Genomic DNA, 18384 nt, shown 5'->3' with positions numbered 1-18384 from the left:
GATCGTCCGCTGCGTTCCGTGATCCGGCCGTCTCGTCAGATCGGCGTCGCGGCCTCGTCGGCGAGCGTCAGCATCGTCGCGGCATGGCGATGCGCGACCGCCATGCGATCGGCGCCATAGCCGCCACCCAGCACGCTTGCGAGCGGAACGCCGCGGTGCCGCGCCTGCCGCATCACGAAGCGATCGCGCGCCGCAATCCCCGCATCGCTGAGCGCGAGCCGCCCCAGCCGGTCGTCGCGGTGCGGATCGACCCCGGCCTGATACAGGATCAGCTCGGGACGAACCCGATCGATCAGCGCCGGCAGGTGCGCGGCGAGCGCGTCCAGATAGGCGTCGTCGCCGGTCGCGTCGGGCAGCGCGACGTCGAGATCGGAGACGGCCTTGCGGACGGGGAAATTCTTCTCGCCGTGCACCGAGAAGCTGACGATATCGTCGCGCCCCACGGTCAGCGCGGCGGTGCCGTCGCCCTGATGGACGTCGAGGTCGACGATCAGGATCCGCGCCACCGTCGCCTCCGCGATCAGCCGGTTGGCGGCGATGACGAGATCGTTGAACACGCAATACCCCGCGCCCGTATCGTAGAGCGCGTGATGGCTCCCGCCGGCGGCATTGGCGGCATAGCCGGTGCGCAGCGCCAGCCGCGCCGCCAGCCAGGTACCCCCCGGCGACAGCAGCGCGCGCCGGGCCACACGCGGCGTGATCGGGAAGCCGATGCGGCGCTCCGTCTCGGCCGGCACCGCGCAGCGCACGACCTGGTCGACATAGCCCGGATCGTGGATCGCCTCGATCCAAGCGCGCGGCATCTCGGACGGGCGGTGAACCTCATAGGCGGCGTGGCGTTCGTCGAGCGCGAGCATCACGAGGCCATATTTATCGTAGAGCAATCCGGTGCCGGGCGCGCCCGCGGCGACATAATCGGGATGGTGGACGACATGCAGCACGATGGCTCCCAACCCACCGGGCCTCGACTTGTGCCACGGGCTCGCCCAAAGGACGGGCGACCAGCGCAGGAGTCGCTCCGTGATCGAACCGTTCGTCCGACCCGACGTCGCCCTCTTCCTCAACTATCTCAATGCGCTGCCCGGCCCCAAAATCCACGAGATCGGCGCGGTCGCGGCGCGCGAGATGACCCGCGCGATGCGCGGCGTCGCCGATCTTGAGACCGGGCCGCTCGCGCTATTGCGCGACCTCACCATGCCCGGCCCGAACGGCGGCACGATCGCGCTGCGTCTGTTCGATGCCCGCGCGACGCGCGAACCGGGGCCGGTGCTGGTCTTCTTCCATGGCGGCGGTTGGGTGCTCGGCGATCTCGACGGTTACGAGCCGCCCTGCGCCGAGATCGCGCGCGTGCTCGACCTGCCCGTCGTCTCGGTCGACTATCGGCTCGCCCCCGAACATCCCTGGCCCGGCGGCCCCGACGATTGCGAAGCGGCCGCCCGCTGGGTGGCGAGCGCGCCCGCCGCGCTCGGCCTTACGCCGACGGCGCTGGTGCTCGCCGGCGACAGCGCGGGCGGCACGCTGGCGATCGTCACAGCGCTCGCGCTGCGCGACATGCCCGCCGCGGTGCCGGTGATCGCGCAATGGGCGATCTACCCGGCGGCGGATCTTGCCACCCACTATCCCTCCTACACCGAATTCCGCGACGGCTATTTCCTCACCGAGGAGAGCATCCGCTGGTTCGGCGAGAGCTATGCGCCCGACCCGACGCATTGGCGCGGTTCACCGATGGTGGCGCCGCTCGCCGGGCTGCCGCCTGCGCTGGTCACCACCGCGGGCCTCGATCCGATCCGCGACCAGGGCCGCGCCTATGCCGCCGGGCTCGCCAAGGCGGGTGTGCCGGTCAGCTTTGTCGAGGCGCGCGGCAACATCCACGGCTTCCTCAACCTCCGCAAGGCGATCCCCTCGTCGCAGGCAGACCTGCACGACAATCTCGCCCTCCTGAAGATCCTCGTCGCGCAAGGCGCGTCATGAGCAAGCAACTCCCTTATCGCCTCGCCGCCGGCATCATGCTGCGCAATGCCGAGGGCAAAGTGTGGGTCGGGCAGCGGCGCGACACGACGATCGAGGCGTGGCAGATGCCGCAGGGCGGGATCGACAAGGGCGAGGACCCGCAAGCCGCCGCGCTGCGAGAATTGTACGAGGAGACCGGCATCCCCGCGCATCTCGTCGAGATTGTCGCGCAGGCACCCGCGCCGCTCGATTACGACCTGCCCGACGAGCTGGTCGGCAAGGTGTGGAAGGGCAAATATCGCGGCCAGCGCCAGCATTGGTTCCTGCTGCGCTTCCTGGGGCGCGACGCCGACGTCGCGATCGACACGCCCGAACCCGAATTCCGCGCCTGGAAATGGGCCGAGCCGAGCGAATTGCCCGATCTGATCGTTCCCTTCAAACGCGCGCTCTATCAGAATGTGTTACGCGCCTTCGCGGACCAGCTTGCTTAGGATTCGGCCGCGTATGAAGCGTTTGTCTCGCGTCCTCGTCCTGTCGGCCGCGCTGGTCGGCACGGCTGCCGGCGCGCAGACCGTGGTGACGAGTTCGCTCGCGCAGCCGGAACCGGAGATCCCGCTGCTCTGGCTGGCGCCCCCGCCCGCCGATGTCGCACCCGAGGACGAGCGGCTGGCGATCGCGACGCTGCTGATCCCGCCGCCGCCCAATCCCAATGCGGTGGCGCTGCCCCCCGCGGCGCGTGCGCTGCTCGAGGAAGCGATGCAGAAGGGCACGCCCGAGAGCTTCGCGGCGGTCGAGAAGCTGGCGCGTGACACCTATCCCGCGGGCGGCGCGCAGATCGACGCACTGGGTGCGGAGAACAACGCCAAGATCGCGGAAAAGAAGGCGGCCGACGCGCGCACCAAGGCCGATGCCCTGGCGGCGGCGAGCTTCCTCGACAATTGGAAGGGCGAGGTCGATCTCGGCGGCTCCTATACGACGGGCAATACCGACGCGATCGCGATCTACGGCGCGCTCAAGCTCAACAAGGAGGGGCTGCGCTGGCGCCACGCCTTCACCGCCCGGGTCGACTATTCGAAGAGCGGCGGCGTGCTGTCGACCGACAAGGACACCGCCGCCTACCAGCCGCAGTACAAGCTCAACGACCGGCTCTACATATACGGACTCGGCCAGTTCGATCGCGACGAGATTCTGGGCTTCTCCTACCGCTTCACCGAGAGCGCGGGCCTGGGCTACACCGTGCTGCCCGGCTCCGCGCTGCATCTCGATCTCGAAGCCGGTCCGGCGCTGCGCGAGACCCGTTATATCGGCGATCTCGAAGGGGATCGCGAGACGCGCTTCGCCGGACGCGGCTCGGTCAACTTCCTGTGGAAGCCCAGTCCCAACATCCAGCTGACCGAGGTCGCGGCGATCTATGTCGAGACCAACAATTCGAACATCACCTCGACCACCGCGCTCGATACCAAGCTGTTCGGCCCGCTCAAGCTGCGCTTCTCCTACAATGTGACCTACGAGCAGGACACGCCGAGCGAGGCGAAGAGCCTCGATACGATCACGACCGCGTCGATCGTCTACACCTTCTAGACGGACGGCCCTGCCGTTCCCCCCGGCGCAGGCCGGATCCCCAAGCCCAATCCGCTAATCGAGCGCCGCGTCCGGGCCCATCCGCGCCGGGGAACGGCGCTCACGGTCTGCGCACGCAGATTGCCCCTCACCCCGCTTCGCATTAAGCCTCACCGATGCTGTCCCGCCGCGCCGACTACGAACCCGCCCTCGATGTCGCCGCCGCGCAGCCGATGCTGGCGCAGACGCTCGACTGGGCCGCGATCAACAGCGGGACGACCAACCTCGCCGGCCTTGCCACGATCGCCGGAAAGCTCGTCGACGCCTTCTCCGCCCTGCCTGGCAAGATCGGGCTGCGGGATGCCGATCCCGTCGAGGCGATCCTGCCCGACGGCGCCGTCCGCCCGGTTGCGCGCGGCCAGAACCTCCATCTCGCGGTGCGGCCGGGCGCCCCGGTCCAGATCCTGCTGACCGGGCATATGGACACGGTCTATGCCGCCGACCACGCGTTTCAGGCGATCGCCCGCCTCGATGACGGCCGGATCAACGGCCCCGGCGTCGCCGACATGAAGAGCGGCCTGTCGATCATGCTGGCCGCGCTGACCGGGCTCGAGACCAGTCCGCTGCGCGACCGCGTCGGCTACGAGGTCGTGATCAATTCGGACGAGGAGACCGGGTCGCACGGCTCGGCCGGGCTGATCGCCCGCGCCGCCCGTGGCAAGGCCGCCGCGCTGACCTACGAACCGTCCGCAACACCGGACGGGCTGCTCGCCGGCGCGCGACCCGGCAGCGGCAATTTCTCGATCGTCGTCACCGGCCGCAGCGCGCACGCCGGCCGCAATCCTGAGGACGGCCGCAATGCCATCCTCGCCGCCGCCGACCTGGCGCTGCGCCTCGCCAAGGCGGCGGGGCCTCGGCTGAGCGTCAATCCCGCGCGGATCGAGGGCGGCAGCCCCAACAATGTCGTGCCCGACCATGCCGTGCTGCGCGTCAACCTCCGCCCGAGCACGCCGGAGGACGAGCTGCGCGCCACGAGCCATATCCGGTCCGCGATCGCGATGGTCGCCGCCGCGCACGACGTCACGATCCACAGCCATGGCGGTTTCGCGCGACCGCCCAAACCGCTCGATCCCGCCGCCGAACGCCTGTTTGCGCTGGTCCGCGAGTGCGGCGCGACGCTCGGGCAGACGATCGGCTGGGCGCCAAGCGGCGGGGTGTGCGACGGCAACAACATCGCCGCCGCCGGAGTGGCCGTTGTCGACACGATGGGCGCGCGGGGCGGCGCGATCCATTCGGCCGACGAATTTCTCATCCCCGAGAGCCTCGCCGAGCGTGCGATGCTGTCGACGCTGGTGCTGCTCGAACTTGCCGAACGAGGCCAATCATGAGTTTCCGCGTCCGCGCCTCGCGCCCCGACGATCTCGAGCCGCTCTACGAAATGGCCAAGCTGACCGGCGGCGGCTTCACCAATCTGCCGCCCGACCGCGACGCGCTTGCCGCACGGCTCGCCACCTCGGCGGCGGCGTTCGGCAAGCGCGACGATACGCCCGGCGACGATCTCTATGTGCTGATGCTCGAGGAGATCGAGACCGGCCATGTCCGCGGTACCGCGCAGGTCTTTTCCCGGGTCGGCCAGCGCTGGCCCTTCTACAGCTACCGGGTCGGCACGATGAGCCAGACCAGCCGCGAACTCGGCCGCACCTTCCGCGCCGAGACGCTGTCGCTGTCGACCGACCTGGAGGGGTCGTCGGAGGTCGGCGGACTGTTCCTCCATCCGCGCGAGCGCGCCGGCGGGCTCGGCCAGCTGCTCGCCCGTTCGCGCTACCTGTTCATCAAACAGCATCGCGCCCGCTTCGCCGCGCGCCTCATCGCCGAGCTGCGCGGGGTGATCGACGAGGCGGGCGGCTCGCATTTCTGGGATGGGCTCGCCGGCAAATTCTTCGGGATGAGCTTCCAGGAGGCGGACGAGTTCAACGCGATCAACGGCAACCAGTTCATTGCCGACCTGATGCCCAAACATCCGATCTACATCGCGATGCTGCCCGAGACCGCGCGCGCGGTGATGGGCCTGCCCCACCCGACGGGACGCGCCGCGATGCGGATGCTCGAGGCCGAGGGATTTCTCCACGAGGGCTATATCGACATCTTCGATGGTGGCCCGACGATGGCAGCGAGCACCGATGCCGTTCGCACGGTGCGTGATGCAGCGCCGGCAACGGTGGTCGCAGCGGATGCCGACGCCGGCGAATCCGGCCTCGCCTCCACCGGCCGGCTCGAGGATTTCCGGTGCGCACGGGCGAGGGTAGAGCCGCGAGACGGCGGCATCGCCCTCGATGCGGACGGGGCCGCGGCGCTGGGCGTCGGCGCCGGCGACGAGGTGCTGTATGTCGGGCGCTAGCCTGTCCGTCGCCGCCGTTCCCGCGGGTCTGCTTGCGAGGCGTGCGTGAGCAGTCCCCTCGTCGAGATCAATTTCGACGGCATCGTCGGCCCGACGCACAATTATGCCGGGCTCAGCCTCGGCAACCTCGCGGCGACGAGCAATGCCGGCGCGGTCTCGCGTCCGCGTGCCGCCGCGCTGCAGGGGATTGCGAAGATGCGCGCCAATCTCGCGCTCGGGCTGACCCAGGGCATTCTGCTCCCGCATCGGCGACCCGACGCCGCCTGGCTCGCCGCGCTCGGCACCGATCCGATGTCAGCCGGTGCGCTATGGCCGCTCGCGTCCTCGGCTTCGGCGATGTGGGCGGCCAATGCCGCCACCGTCTCGCCGGCGCCCGACTGCGCCGACGGGCGATGCCATCTGACCGTCGCCAATCTCGTCACCATGCCGCATCGCAGCCACGAATGGTCGCAGACGCTCGCCCAGCTGCGGCTCGCCTTCGCCGACGATGCCTTCGCGGTGCACGGTCCCGTCCCGCCGCCCTTCGGCGACGAGGGCGCGGCCAACCATATGCGGCTGTGCGACGGTCATGGCGCCGCCGGCGTCGAGGTGTTCGTCTATGGCGAGCCCGGCGGGCCGTTCCCCGCGCGCCAGCACCGCCAGGCGAGCGCCGCCGTGATGCGCCGCGCCGGCCTCGATCCCGCCGCAACGCTGTTCGTCCAGCAAAGCCCCGCGGCGATCGCCGCGGGCGCCTTCCACAATGACGTCGTCGCGGTCGCCAACGAGCGCGTGCTGTTCGCGCACGAGCAGGCTTTTGCCGAAAAGCCTCTCTTCTTTGCCGCGCTACGCGAGCGCTTGCCGTCCGTCGAGATCATCGAAGTGCCGGCCGACGCGATATCGCTGGCCGAGGCGATCCAAAGCTATTTGTTCAACGCCCAGCTCGTCACCCTGCCGAAGGGCGGCGGGATGGCGCTGATCCTGCCCGCCGAAGCGCAGCGCGTCGATCGCGTCCGGCAGTGGCTCGAGGCACTGATCGCGGGCAACGGACCGATCCGCCGGCTGATCCCCGTCGACGTCCGCGAGTCGATGGCCAATGGTGGCGGCCCTGCCTGCCTGCGGTTGCGAGTCGTCTGCGATCCGGCGACGGTCGATCCGCGCTTTCTCGTCGACGACGCCAAGCTCGACCGGATCGCGGCGGTGATCGCGCGTGACTGGCCCGAACGGGTCGAACCTTCTGATTTCGCGACACTCGGCGCGTGGCCGGCGGCGGTGGAGGCGCGCGCCGCGCTGCTCGAAACGCTCGATCTGCAGGAACTGATCTGAGGTCTTAACCGCGCGTTAGCACCCGGCGTGCGACAGACCGCGGCGATTAGACCACCTAGCGGAGGCGAGCATGGCCGCATCGGCGTTCGAACTGCCGTACGACAAGCGCGACAACAAGCGGTCCCGGCTGCTGCTGACCGCGCAGATGGAGAGCGACCAGGGCACGGTCGAGGTGCATCTGCTCAACATCTCGCATTCGGGCGCCAAGCTCGATGCCGAGGCGCCGCCAGCGCGCGGCGAACGGATCACATTGGTGCACGGCGATCTCCGCGTCTCGGGCACGGTCGCCTGGGTCGAGGACCACCGGTTCGGCATGGCGTTCGACGCCGCGATCGACCAGCGCTACCTGATCACGCGCGGCCAGCAGCACCTCTCGGGCTGAGCGGAGCGGCGGACACGCCGAACCGACGACGGCATGCGACCCCGCGAACGCCCGGTGCGTTCGCGAAGCCGTAGCTTCCTCGGAGACCCGCATGCCCACCCTTGATCCCGCGACCACCGCGCTCGTCCTCATCGATCTTCAGAACGGCATCGTCGGCATGGACCTCGCGCCGCGCACCGGCGGAGAGGTCGTCGAGACCGCCAAGACACTCGCCGCCGGTTTCAGACGCGCAGGCGCCCCCGTCATCCTCGTCCACGTCTCCTTCGCGGACGGTCTGGCACCGCCGCAGGCTGTCGACCAGCCGCTCCCCTCGACGAATCCGCCCGCCGATTGGTCGCAATTGGTCGACGGCGTGCAGCACGACGGCGACATCGTCGTGCTCAAGCATCACTGGGGCGCGTTCACCGGCACCGATCTCGATCTCGTGCTGCGCCGTCGCGGCGTGAAGACGATCGTGCTGGGCGGGATCGCGACCAATTTCGGCGTCGAATCGACCGCGCGCTCGGCCTGGGAGCATGGCTATGCCGTCGTGCTGGTCGAGGATGCGTGCACCTCGGCCTCGGCGGAGGCGCATGGCTTCGCGGTGAAGACGATCTTCCCGCGGATCAGCCGGGTGGTGGCGTCCGCGGACGTGACGCTAGGATAATCGACCCGGCCGTTCCTGGCGAAGGCCAGGGCCCAGCCCCGCAGCCCGTGGCGGGCGCCGCACCGAACAAGGTGTGTGGGGCCGGGGCCCCGGCCTGCGCCGGGGAACAGGGCCTAGCTTACAGCGCGCCGTGGCAGTGCTTGAACTTCTTCCCCGAGCCGCACGGGCACGGCGCGTTGCGGCTGACCTGGCCGTCCCAGGCCGCCGGATCGGACCCCATCTCGGCGGGCATGGCGGGCTGCGGCGACTGCATCGGCGCGATCCGCGTCGTGATATAGCCAAGGTCGGCGCCGTCGATGTCGCGGGTGTCGTCGGTCGCGGTGAACGGATCGAGATGCGAGGTCAGGAAGTCGGGCAGTTCGGGCAGCGCCGGCGGTGCCTCGAAGCTGACATTGGCGAGCACCCGCGTGACATCCTCGCGGATCGTCTCGAGCAGTCGCTCGAACATCGCGAACGCCTCATGCTTATACTCGTTGATCGGCGTCTTCTGCGCATAGGCGCGCAGGTGGATCACCTGGCGCAGCGCGTCGAGCCGCGAGAGATGGTCCTTCCAATGCTCGTCGAGCGTCTGGAGCAGCACGCTTTTCTCGATGCCGCGCCAGCTGTCGACCGAGATTTCGGCGATCTTGGCGTCGACCTGGCCGTCGGCCGCAGTCTTGATCCGCTCGGCGAGCACCTCGGGCTCGATGCCCTCCTCGCCGACCCACTCGACGATCGGCAGCGCCAGGCCGAACACTTCGAGCACGCGCGTCTGCAGCGTCTCGCCGTCCCATTGCTCGGGATAGGAGCCGACCGGGCACGCGTCGCCGACCAGTGCGGAGACCGTCTCGCCGCGCATCTCGTCGGTGACGTCGTCGACGGTCGCGGAATCCATAATGTCCGAGCGCTGCTCGTAGATGATCTTGCGCTGGTCGTTCATCACGTCGTCATATTCGACGACCTGCTTGCGGATGTCATAGTTGCGCGCCTCGACCTTGCGCTGCGCGGTCTCGATCGCCTTGCTGATCCACGGCGAGATGATCGCCTCGCCGTCCTCGAGATTCTTGTTCATCATCCGCGCGAACAGCGTCTGCGGGCCGAAGATGCGCAGCAGATCGTCGTCGAGGCTGAGATAGAAACGGCTCAGGCCCGGATCGCCCTGGCGGCCCGAGCGGCCGCGCAGCTGGTTGTCGATGCGGCGGCTCTCGTGGCGCTCGGTGCCGAGCACGAACAGCCCGCCATTGGCGAGCACCTGCGCCTTCTCGGCCTCGATCTCGGTGACGATGCCGGCGGCGATCGCCTCATATTCGGGCGAGCCCGCGATCAGTTCGGGATGCTCGTCGAGCATGCGGAATTCGAGATTGCCGCCGAGCTGGATGTCGGTGCCGCGGCCGGCCATGTTGGTCGCGATCGTCACCGCACCCAGGCGCCCCGCCTGCGCCACGAGATGCGCCTCGCTCTCGTGGAAGCGCGCGTTGAGCACGTTGTGCGCGACATTTTCCTTGGTGAGGAATTCGCTCAGCAGCTCGCTCTTCTCGATCGACACGGTGCCGACCAGGATCGGCTGGCGCGTCGTCTCCTGCTTGGCGCGGATCGCCTTGGCGATCGCCCCGAACTTGTCCTGGATGCTCTTGTAGAACTCGTCGTCATCGTCCTGGCGCCGGGTCGGCACGTTGGTCGGGATCGAGACCACGTTCATCTTGTAGATCTCGAAGAATTCCGAGGCCTCGGTCGCCGCGGTGCCGGTCATGCCGCCGAGCTTGGGATACATGCGGAAATAATTCTGGAAGGTGATCGAGGCGAGCGTCTGGTTCTCGGGTTCGATCTTGACGCCCTCCTTGGCCTCGACCGCCTGGTGCAGGCCGTCGGACCAGCGCCGCCCGTCCATCATCCGGCCGGTGAACTCATCGATGATGATGATCTTGCCGTCCTTGACGATGTAATCGATGTCGCGCTTGAAGCCGACATTGGCGCGCAGCGCCTGGTTGAGGTGGTGGACCACCTGCGTGTTCTCATAATCGTAGAGATTGTCGCCCTCGAGGAGTCCGGCGGTCTCGAGCAGCCGCTCGACCTTCTCGGTGCCGTCCTCGGTGAGGATCACCGACTTGGCCTTCTCGTCATGCTCATAGTCGATCGCATCGAGCGTCTTCACCACCGCGTCGACCGACATGTAGAGGTCGGACTTGTCGTCGGTCGGCCCCGAGATGATCAGCGGCGTGCGCGCCTCGTCGATCAGGATCGAATCGACCTCGTCGACGATCGCGAAGTTGAACGGCCGCTGCACCATCTGCGCGCGGTCATACTTCATATTGTCGCGCAGGTAATCGAAGCCGAATTCGTTGTTGGTGCCGTAGGTGATGTCGGCATGATACGCCTCGCGGCGCTCGTGATCGGGGATGTTGGGAATGATCACGCCGGTGGTCAGGCCCATGAAGCGATAGACCTGGCCCATCCAGCTCGCGTCGCGGCTGGCGAGATAGTCGTTGACCGTGATGACGTGGACGCCCTTGCCGGGCAGCGCGTTGAGATAGGTGGCAAGCGTCGCGACCAGCGTCTTGCCCTCGCCGGTGCGCATCTCAGCGATCTCGCCGAGGTGGAGCACGATGCCGCCGACCATCTGGACGTCGTAATGGCGCTGTCCGAGCACCCGCTTGGCGGCCTCGCGCACCGTCGCAAAGGCTTCGGGGAGCAGGTCGTCAAGACTTTCGCCCGCCTCGAGCCGGGCGCGGAACAGCACCGTCTGGTTGGCGAGCGCGGCGTCGTCGAGCGCCGCGATCGTCGTCTCGAAACCGGCGATCTTGGCGACGATCCCGCGCAGCGACTTGACGTAGCGGTCGTTGGACGAACCGAAGATGGCCTTGGCGATACCGCCGAGCATGGGGCGTTCCTAGTCGTAAGTGGCGGCGGGGACCGGACGCGAAAAGCCACGCCCGAAACCCCCGCGCGAGCAGGCGGCTGATCTAGGGACGGGGCAAGGGGGTGTCAATTCGGGCGGGCATCACGGTGCCGCCCGCCGTCGCCGCCGGCCGGGCTCGCTACCCCGGCGCACCGGTGGCGGACCGATGATCGATACGCATTCGTCGGCATCCCGGACGCGATCCCTCCGAGACAAAACCGAGATCGGCGTCGCCCTTCGCCCGCCCCGCCCCATCCTCGACACCTGCCCGGAGCGGATGGGTTGATCCGACCTGCCGGGATCGATAGCGGACGCATACCCGCTTTCCACGGGCCAGGAACCGCCATGTCCGACGCCATCTCGCCGCTCGCCACGCCCTTCCCCACCCTGCCGCCGATCGCGGGAGTACGGATCGCGACGGTGCGCGCCGGCTATAAGGCGTGGGACCGCCACGATTTGACGCTGGTCACGCTCGATGCCGGCACGACCGTCGCCGGCGTCACCACCCAGTCGAAATGCCCCTCGCCCGAGGTCGAATGGTGCCGGCAGGTGCTGCCGCTCGGAGCCGCCCGGGCGCTCGTCGTCAACGCCGGCAATTCGAACGCGTTCACGGGCCATCGCGGGCGCGCGGCGGTCGAGGCGATCGCGGCGCGGGTGGCGCTGGGCACGCGCGGGCTGCCGTCGGACGTGTTCGTCGCCTCGACCGGGGTGATCGGCGTGCCGCTGCCGATCGACATCGCCGAGGCCGGTGTCGATGCCGCGCTGCAGGCGCCCGCGACCGACTGGCGCGCGATGGCCGCCGCGATCTCGACCACCGACACCTTCCCCAAGGGCGCGATGGCGCAGGCCGTCGTCGACGGCCGTACCGTCACGCTCTGCGGCGTGATCAAGGGTTCGGGGATGATCGCGCCGGACATGGCGACAATGCTCGGCTTCCTGTTCACCGACGCGGCGGTCGAGCCGGGTTTCCTCCAGCGGCTGCTCGAAGCCGCCAATGCGAAAAGCTTCTCCTGCATCACCGTCGACGGCGACACCTCGACCTCGGACACGGTGCTCGCCTTCGCGACCGGCCAGGCGGGCAATGCGCCGCTCGCCACGGTCGACGATCCCGGGGCCGACGCCTTTGCCGCCGCGCTGTCCGACATCTGCCTGCAGCTCGCCCAGCTCGTCGTCCGCGACGGCGAAGGGGCAAGCAAATTCATCGAGATCGCCGTGACAGGCGCGGTTTCGAACGACAGCGCGCGTATCGTCGCGCTCTCGATCGGCAACTCGCCGCTGGTCAAGACCGCAATCGCGGGCGAGGACGCCAATTGGGGCCGCGTCGTGATGGCGGTCGGCAAGGCGGGCGAACCCGCCGAGCGCGACAGACTGGCAATACGCTTCGGCGATACGCAGGTCGCCGACGCGGGGCTGGCGGTCGAGAGCTATGACGAAGCCCCTGTCTCCGCGCATCTTAAGGGGCAGGATGTGCGCATCGGCGTCGATCTCGGCCTTGGCGAGGGCCGCGCCACGGTGTGGACCTGCGATCTCACCCACGGCTACATCGCGATCAACGCGGACTATCGCAGTTGAGCGGGGGGCTCGGCTGATGCACGCGCTCCACGCCGCGGTCGACGGGATGATGCGCCGGATCGGGCGCGACGTGCTGCTGCCGCGCTTCCGCAACCTCGATGCCGCCGAGATCGAGGAGAAGGCGCCCAACGACTATGTCACGGTCGTCGACCGGGAGTCCGAACGCCTGCTCAGCGACGCGCTGACCGCCCTCCTGCCCGACAGCCATGTCGTCGGCGAGGAAGCGGTCGCGGCCGATCCCGCGCTGGTCGCGCGCGTCGCCGACGGGCACGCCTGGATCGTCGATCCGCTCGATGGCACGGGCAATTTTACCGAGGGCAAGACGCCGTTCGCGATGATGGTCGCGCTCGCCGAGAACGGCATCGTCCAGGCCGGCTGGATCCTCGATCCGGTGACGCGGCGTATGTGCCATGCCGTGCGCGGCGGCGGCGCCTATGTCGACAATAGGCGGATCGCCGCACGCGGCACCGGCGAGACGCTGCCGGTGGGGGCGCTCGCGACGCGCTATCTTCCCGACGATGTCCGTTCCGATATCACCGCGCGCGCCAAGGGCCGGATCACGATCGCCGACATCCCCAATTGCGCAGGCGAGCAATATCCGCGCCTCGTGCTCGGCACCAACGACCTTGCGTTGTTCTGGCGCACCAAGCCCTGGGATCATGCGCCGGGCGCATTGTTCGTCGAGGAGGCCGGCGGCAAGGTCGCGCGCCCTGACGGCAGCGGCTACCGGCTCGGCGACGAGCGGACCGGGCTGCTGGCTGCCGCCTCGCCACGACTATGGGACGAGGCGGCCGCTATCCTGTTCGGCTAGGCATCCGGATCCGGATAGCCAAAGCACCATCTCGGGCCGTCGTCCCGGACTTGATCCGGGATCCATAAACGCAGCGCTTGATGGTCGGGCGCTGCGTTTATGGATTCCCGCCTTCGCGAGAATGACGGCAAAAGATCGCTGCGCGAGCCTCAGAGCGCACCCTCGATGAACGCCTTGAGCTTGCTCTTGGGCGCAGCACCAACCTGCGTCGCCGCCGGCGCGCCACCCTTGAACAAGATCATCGTCGGGATGCCGCGGACACCGTATTTGCCCGGTGCATCGGGATTGTCGTCGATGTTGAGCTTGACGATCGTGACCTTGCCTCCGAGCTCGTCCGACAACTCCTCGAGCGCCGGCCCGATCATCTTGCACGGACCGCACCACTCCGCCCAGAAATCTACGAGCACGGGGCCGTCGGCGGACAGCACGTCGGCGTCAAAGCTCTGATCGGTGACGGTCTTGGTAGCCATGATACGAAACTCCTGTTCGACTTGGGACGGATGTAGGCGGCCGGGGGCTTTGCCTCAACCGGCGGAGGGCAAACTTTGCTCCGCGTCCGCGAAGCCCGGCTTGTGCGCCGCCAGCGTCGCGTCCGAGAGCGCTATCAGCGACGGACCCGATGTGTAGAGCAGCGCCGCCGCGATCGCCCGGCCCGGGAAGATGACGCCGAGCGCAGCGGCATAGGCGCCCATCTGCGCGAGATGATGCTCGGGCACCTGATCGAGCCCCGCCGGCACGCGCCGCCCGGTCTTGAAGTCGACAAGGGTGATGCGATCCGGCGTCACCAGCAGCCGGTCGACGGTGCCCGCGATCACCTGACCGCCGACCACCGCGGCGATCGGCGCCTCGGCGAGCGCTTCCGGCGAGAAGATGTCGCCATGGGCGGGATCGGCGATGATCGCGCAGGCATCCTCGACGAGCGACCGACGCGAAACAGGGTCGGCAAGCCCGGCGGACTGTTCGAGCCAGCGGTCGCCGGCCGCCGCGCGCAGCTCGGGGGCCAGCGCCGGCAACCGCTCGAACAGCGCGTGGAGCAACCGGCCACGCTCGGCCGCCTCGCGCAGCGCGGGGCCGGGCGGCGGATTGGCGACCGTGTCCGACCCGATCGACGAGGGCGCGAGCGGACGCGGCGGCCGGCTCTCCTGCGGCGCTTGCCGCCAGAGCCAGCCCGGCGGCGCAGATTCGGGCGCCGGCGTACGCACCGGTCGCGCAGCGCCCCGCGCGCGCTCCTCGGCATAGACGCGCATATTGCCCCACAGCGAGTCCTCGACGGTCGCGGCGTCGAGCCCGTCGAGCGCGGTCGCAAGCGCCGTATACCAGCTGCGCGGAGGCGGCACGCCCTTCGCCATCGGACCGAGCGCGCCGCCGATCGCAAGCCACTCCTCGGCGCGCGTCGCCGCGACATAGAGCAGCCGCCAATGCTCCTCGAGGTCGCGCGTCTCGGTGATCCCCATCAGCTCGGCGAAGGGCGGGAAGCGCTCGTGGCTGCGCGGGCGGATGATCGGCACCGGGTCCGCCCCCGCCTCCGCCGGCCAGCCGAGGCCACCGCCGGGCGAGCGATCGGGATCGCCGGTCGCATCCGCCAGCACCACCAGCGGCGCCTGCAGCCCCTTGGAGCCGTGCGCGGTCATCACCCGCACCGCATCGAGCGGAGCCGAGGGGTCGCGCTTGATCTGGACCTCGCCGCGATCGAACCAGTCGAGGAACAGCTGCAGCGACGGCGCGCCGCTCTCCTCGAACAGCAGCGCGGCGTTGAGAAGCTCCTCGATCGGATCGCGCGCCTCCGGGCCCAGCCGCCGCAGCAGCTTGCGCCGCCCGTCGAGCGCGCCCGACAGCAGCTCCTCGAAGAAGCGATACGGCGTGACGAGGTCGGCGCTCGCCAGGATCCGGCCGAGATCGTCGCGCACGGCTGCCATAGCGGGATCGGTGGTGACGGCGGCGAGCAGCCGGCCACCGCGTTCGAAGGCGACGTCGAACAGCTGCTGCTGGCTGAGCCCGAACAGCGGCGAGACGAGCAGCGACGCGAGATTGAGGTCGTCGCCCGGCTGCAAGGCGAAACGCGCCGCGGCGAGCAGGTCCTTGACGGCCAGCGGCGCATCGAGCCGCAGCCGGTCGATCCCCGCCACCGGCACGCCGTGCGCATGCAGCCGCGCGACGAGCAGCGCCGCGAGGTCGCCGCGCTTGCGCACCAGGATCATCACGTCCTCGGGGCGGAGCGTCCGGCCCTTGGTCGAGATCCACGGCGCCGCATCGATCCAGGCTTTCACCTGGCGTGCCAGCCTGTCGGCGAACAGCCGCGTGGCATCGTCGAGCCAGCCCTCCTCGCCCGCGGCGATGTCGTCGGCCTCGAGCGCGGAGACCGGGGGCCACAGCATGACCCGGCCGGGGCCCTTCTTCGCCGCCTCGTGCGGCGGCACGTCGTCGGGCAGGCCGAAAGCGGCGGCGCCGAGATGCGCGATCAGCTTGTCGACCACCGCCAGCACCGGCGGCGTCGAGCGGAAGGAGCGGTCGAGCGACAGCCGGGTGATCGGCTCGTCATGCTCGCCCGCCATCCGCGTGAACGCGAGTTCGGCCGCGCTGAACGCCTGCGGATCGGTGCCCTGGAAGCCGAAGATCGCCTGCTTGAAGTCGCCGACGGTGAAGATCGTGCGGAGCACGCCCTGGCGCGCGCCTTCGCCGGCAAAGAATTCCCCTGCCAATGCCGCGACGATCCGCCACTGGTTGACGTTGGTGTCCTGCGCCTCGTCGACGAGGATGTGATCGGTGCGCTGGTCGAGCTTGTAGCGCACCCATTCGCCCATCCCCGGGGTCTCGAGCAGGCGGACGGTGAGGCGGATCAGATCGTCGAAATCGACCCCGCCGGCGGCGCGCTTCGCCTCGACATAGGCCCGCGCATAGGCTTGCCCCGCGCGCAGACCCGCGGCGAGCGAGGCCGCATAGGCCGCCTTGACGCGCATCGCGAGCAGCTCGGCGCAGGCGCTGTGAAGCTTCGCCGCATCGGCTCCATAGCTGTCGTCCTGCGGCGCCTGTCCCTTGGCGAGCGAGCGCGGATCGCCGGTCTTGGTCGCCCACACCTCGTGCAGCCCCTGGAGTCCCGCCGCGCGTTCGGCGGGCGAGCCGGCGAGCCAGCGCGCGATCACATCGGCACGGTCCAATCCGCGGGCCGTGCCCCAGGCCGCGTTGGCCGCCGCAATCCGTTCGAGCGTGCGGCGATCGAAGGCGTCGTCCGAGCAGGACATTCCCAGCGCCGCCTCGATATCGCCGTCGGGCACGTCCATCGCGCGACGCAGCCGCGCCTCGATCCCGCCGCCCAGCGCCGCCATCGCATCGGGCGCGCGCGCGCAAGCGCGGAGAAAGCGCTCCGCCCCCTCCTCGCCCAACCGACGACTGAGCGCCTGGACGTCCCGGACCAGCGGCAGATCGCCGCCGCGCTCGGCACCGACCAGCATCTCGGCGAGCGTCGCATAGCCGAGCGCCTGCTCCTCGCGCTCCTCGAGCGGGCGGAAGCCGGGGACCAGCCCCGCCTCGGCGGGAAAGCCCGCGAGCAGCGTCTGGCAAAAGGCATGGATCGTCTGGATACGCAGACCGCCGCCGGTCGCGTCGAGCACGCGCGCAAACAGAGTGCGCGCCTGCGCCACCGCCTCGGGCGAAAAGTCCTCGCCGAGCGCGGCGAGTTCGGCGGCGAGCAGTGCGCTCTTCATCCGCACCCAGCTCGCCAGCCGGGCATGGATCCGGTCGGCCATCTCGGCGGCGCCCGCCTTGGTGAAGGTGAGGCAGAGGATCGCGGCGGGGTCGTTGCCGGCGAGCAGCAGCCGGATCACCCGCGCCGTCAGTACGTGCGTCTTGCCCGTCCCGGCCGAGGCGGACAGCCAGACAAGACGCCGCGGATCCGACGCTTCGGCCTGCGCGCCCTCGAGCGGCTTGAGCGGCGACGGACGGCGGCTCATAACGGTTCGTCCTCGGGCGTGCGCTCCTGCCGCCCATACCATTCGTCGAGCCGCATCAGCTGATCGTAATCGCCATAGGGGGCAAGCTCGGGATGCAGCTTGGCGACGAACGGCGCGTTGCCGGTCAGCCAGCGGTTCGCCGCGTCCGTGAAATTGCGATGCGCGAGCGCGGTGAAGTCGGCCGGGTCGATCCCGGCGCGCTTGCCGGTCGCGGCCGCGACATGACCGAGCTGTCCGTTCTTCTGCGCGAGCGACCAATATTCGAAGGCCGCAGCCATACCGTCAATGCCCTTGAAGCCGCCACGCTCGGCGATCAGACCGAGCAGCCCAAGCTGCATCGCATAGCCCGCCGCGACCTGCTTGGGGCCAGGCGGCATGCCGGTCTTGTAGTCGACGATCGCGAGGCCGCCGTCGGCCAGTCGATCGATCCGGTCGACCTTGCCGTAGAGCTTGATCCCATCAAGCATCGCCTCGCCGAACACTTCGGCGACGAGCGGTTTGCGGCCGTTCGCCAGCGCCGCGACCATCTCGGCCGCAATCCAGCCGATCGCCTCGCGCAACCGCGGCGCCCACAGCGCGCGCAACACCGGATGCGCCGCGATGCCGTCGAGCATCGCTTCCGCCCGGTCCGCCAGCTTGGACGGATCGCAGCCATCCTCCTTGGCCCAGGCTTCGAGCACGGCGTGCACCGCATTGCCACGCCACGCCGGGCTCGGCTCGGCGTCGACCGGATCGAGCGCCGACAGTTTGAGCATCTCCAGCGCGTAGAAGGCGTAAGGATCGGCCTTGAGCCGGTCGAGCCGCGTTACCGCCAGCCGGCGCGGTCGCTGCGCCGCGGGCGGTGCGGGGCGCGGGCGGTCGGCAGGCGCAAAGTCGCCGGGACGATCGATCGCCGCCGCCCAGCGGCGCAGGTCGGGCGCGCGGGCGATGCCCCCCGTCAT

15 protein-coding genes are annotated in these 18384 nt (G+C 69.4%); 10 read left to right on the top strand and 5 right to left on the bottom strand.

The features are described 5' to 3' along the window. Positions 1–35: 35 nt before the first annotated feature. On the bottom strand, positions 36–941 hold the full coding sequence (locus Q0326_RS00530) for a histone deacetylase (protein ID WP_298685953.1): 906 nt from the start codon (positions 939–941) through the stop codon (positions 36–38). Positions 942–1020: 79 nt separating this feature from the next. On the opposite strand from Q0326_RS00530, the gene Q0326_RS00525 reads away from it, so the two are divergent. From Q0326_RS00525 to Q0326_RS00490, 8 genes are all read left to right on the top strand, one after another. Further along, positions 1021–1971 carry an alpha/beta hydrolase gene (locus tag Q0326_RS00525; RefSeq protein WP_298685952.1) on the top strand — a complete coding sequence of 317 codons (951 nt, stop codon included), beginning with the start codon at positions 1021–1023 and terminating at the stop codon, positions 1969–1971. Beyond that, on the top strand, positions 1968–2441 hold the full coding sequence (locus Q0326_RS00520) for an RNA pyrophosphohydrolase (protein ID WP_298685950.1): 474 nt from the start codon (positions 1968–1970) through the stop codon (positions 2439–2441). Before Q0326_RS00525 ends, Q0326_RS00520 begins: the two co-directional genes overlap by 4 nt. Before the next feature lie 13 nt (positions 2442–2454). After that, positions 2455–3531 carry a DUF481 domain-containing protein gene (locus tag Q0326_RS00515; protein WP_298685947.1) on the top strand — a complete coding sequence of 359 codons (1077 nt, stop codon included), beginning with the start codon at positions 2455–2457 and terminating at the stop codon, positions 3529–3531. Between the two features lie 155 nt (positions 3532–3686). Further along, on the top strand, positions 3687–4898 hold the full coding sequence (locus tag Q0326_RS00510) for a hydrolase (protein ID WP_298685944.1): 1212 nt from the start codon (positions 3687–3689) through the stop codon (positions 4896–4898). After that, positions 4895–5908 carry an arginine N-succinyltransferase gene (locus Q0326_RS00505; RefSeq protein WP_298685942.1) on the top strand — a complete coding sequence of 338 codons (1014 nt, stop codon included), beginning with the start codon at positions 4895–4897 and terminating at the stop codon, positions 5906–5908. The genes Q0326_RS00510 and Q0326_RS00505 overlap by 4 nt, the downstream gene beginning before the upstream one ends. A gap of 45 nt (positions 5909–5953) precedes the next feature. Beyond that, positions 5954–7210, top strand: a complete 1257-nt coding sequence (locus tag Q0326_RS00500) for an N-succinylarginine dihydrolase (protein ID WP_298685939.1) — start codon at positions 5954–5956, stop codon at positions 7208–7210. A 70-nt stretch (positions 7211–7280) separates the two neighbouring features. Further along, a complete protein-coding gene (locus tag Q0326_RS00495; RefSeq protein WP_298685937.1) occupies positions 7281–7592 on the top strand; it encodes a PilZ domain-containing protein in 312 nt (103 codons plus the stop codon). 91 nt (positions 7593–7683) lie between these two features. Continuing rightward, on the top strand, positions 7684–8238 hold the full coding sequence (locus Q0326_RS00490) for a hydrolase (protein ID WP_298685934.1): 555 nt from the start codon (positions 7684–7686) through the stop codon (positions 8236–8238). A gap of 118 nt (positions 8239–8356) precedes the next feature. On the opposite strand, the gene secA is transcribed toward Q0326_RS00490, so the two are convergent. Then, positions 8357–11095: a preprotein translocase subunit SecA gene (secA, locus tag Q0326_RS00485; protein ID WP_298685931.1), complete on the bottom strand. Its 2739-nt coding sequence runs from the start codon at positions 11093–11095 to the stop codon at positions 8357–8359. 363 nt (positions 11096–11458) lie between these two features. On the opposite strand from secA, the gene argJ reads away from it, so the two are divergent. Beyond that, the gene (gene argJ, locus Q0326_RS00480; RefSeq protein ID WP_298685928.1) at positions 11459–12685 is read left to right on the top strand and encodes a bifunctional glutamate N-acetyltransferase/amino-acid acetyltransferase ArgJ; all 1227 of its coding nucleotides are present in this window, start codon (positions 11459–11461) and stop codon (positions 12683–12685) included. A 16-nt stretch (positions 12686–12701) separates the two neighbouring features. Beyond that, a complete protein-coding gene (locus Q0326_RS00475; protein ID WP_298685925.1) occupies positions 12702–13496 on the top strand; it encodes an inositol monophosphatase family protein in 795 nt (264 codons plus the stop codon). Between the two features lie 149 nt (positions 13497–13645). On the opposite strand, the gene trxA is transcribed toward Q0326_RS00475, so the two are convergent. From trxA to Q0326_RS00460, 3 genes are all read right to left on the bottom strand, one after another. Continuing rightward, positions 13646–13966, bottom strand: coding sequence for a thioredoxin TrxA (trxA, locus tag Q0326_RS00470; RefSeq protein WP_298685923.1), 321 nt, complete (start codon positions 13964–13966; stop codon positions 13646–13648). A 54-nt stretch (positions 13967–14020) separates the two neighbouring features. Further along, positions 14021–17443, bottom strand: a complete 3423-nt coding sequence (gene addA, locus Q0326_RS00465; protein ID WP_298685921.1) for a double-strand break repair helicase AddA — start codon at positions 17441–17443, stop codon at positions 14021–14023. Next, a partial coding sequence (locus tag Q0326_RS00460; RefSeq protein WP_298685918.1) for a PD-(D/E)XK nuclease family protein occupies positions 17440–18384 on the bottom strand: 945 nt, incomplete at its 5' end. The genes Q0326_RS00460 and addA, both read right to left, overlap by 4 nt.

This window comes from uncultured Sphingomonas sp. (genome assembly GCF_937859915.1).
Taxonomy (GTDB): Bacteria; Pseudomonadota; Alphaproteobacteria; order Sphingomonadales; family Sphingomonadaceae; genus Solisphingomonas.
The sequence above is the reverse complement of the archived record's forward strand: the minus strand, read 5'-3'. Positions and strand labels throughout refer to the sequence as shown.

Bases quoted from the DNA above. Each gene is read 5' to 3' on its own strand.
- Q0326_RS00520 (WP_298685950.1), top strand. From the start codon at position 1,968: ATGAGCAAGCAACTCCCTTATCGCCTCGCCGCCGGCATCATGCTGCGC.
- Q0326_RS00515 (WP_298685947.1), top strand. From the start codon at position 2,455: ATGAAGCGTTTGTCTCGCGTCCTCGTCCTGTCGGCCGCGCTGGTCGGC.
- Q0326_RS00510 (WP_298685944.1), top strand. From the start codon at position 3,687: ATGCTGTCCCGCCGCGCCGACTACGAACCCGCCCTCGATGTCGCCGCC.
- Q0326_RS00505 (WP_298685942.1), top strand. From the start codon at position 4,895: ATGAGTTTCCGCGTCCGCGCCTCGCGCCCCGACGATCTCGAGCCGCTC.
- Q0326_RS00495 (WP_298685937.1), top strand. From the start codon at position 7,281: ATGGCCGCATCGGCGTTCGAACTGCCGTACGACAAGCGCGACAACAAG.
- Q0326_RS00490 (WP_298685934.1), top strand. From the start codon at position 7,684: ATGCCCACCCTTGATCCCGCGACCACCGCGCTCGTCCTCATCGATCTT.
- secA (WP_298685931.1), bottom strand. From the start codon at position 11,095: ATGCTCGGCGGTATCGCCAAGGCCATCTTCGGTTCGTCCAACGACCGC.
- argJ (WP_298685928.1), top strand. From the start codon at position 11,459: ATGTCCGACGCCATCTCGCCGCTCGCCACGCCCTTCCCCACCCTGCCG.
- Q0326_RS00475 (WP_298685925.1), top strand. From the start codon at position 12,702: ATGCACGCGCTCCACGCCGCGGTCGACGGGATGATGCGCCGGATCGGG.
- trxA (WP_298685923.1), bottom strand. From the start codon at position 13,966: ATGGCTACCAAGACCGTCACCGATCAGAGCTTTGACGCCGACGTGCTG.
- addA (WP_298685921.1), bottom strand. From the start codon at position 17,443: ATGAGCCGCCGTCCGTCGCCGCTCAAGCCGCTCGAGGGCGCGCAGGCC.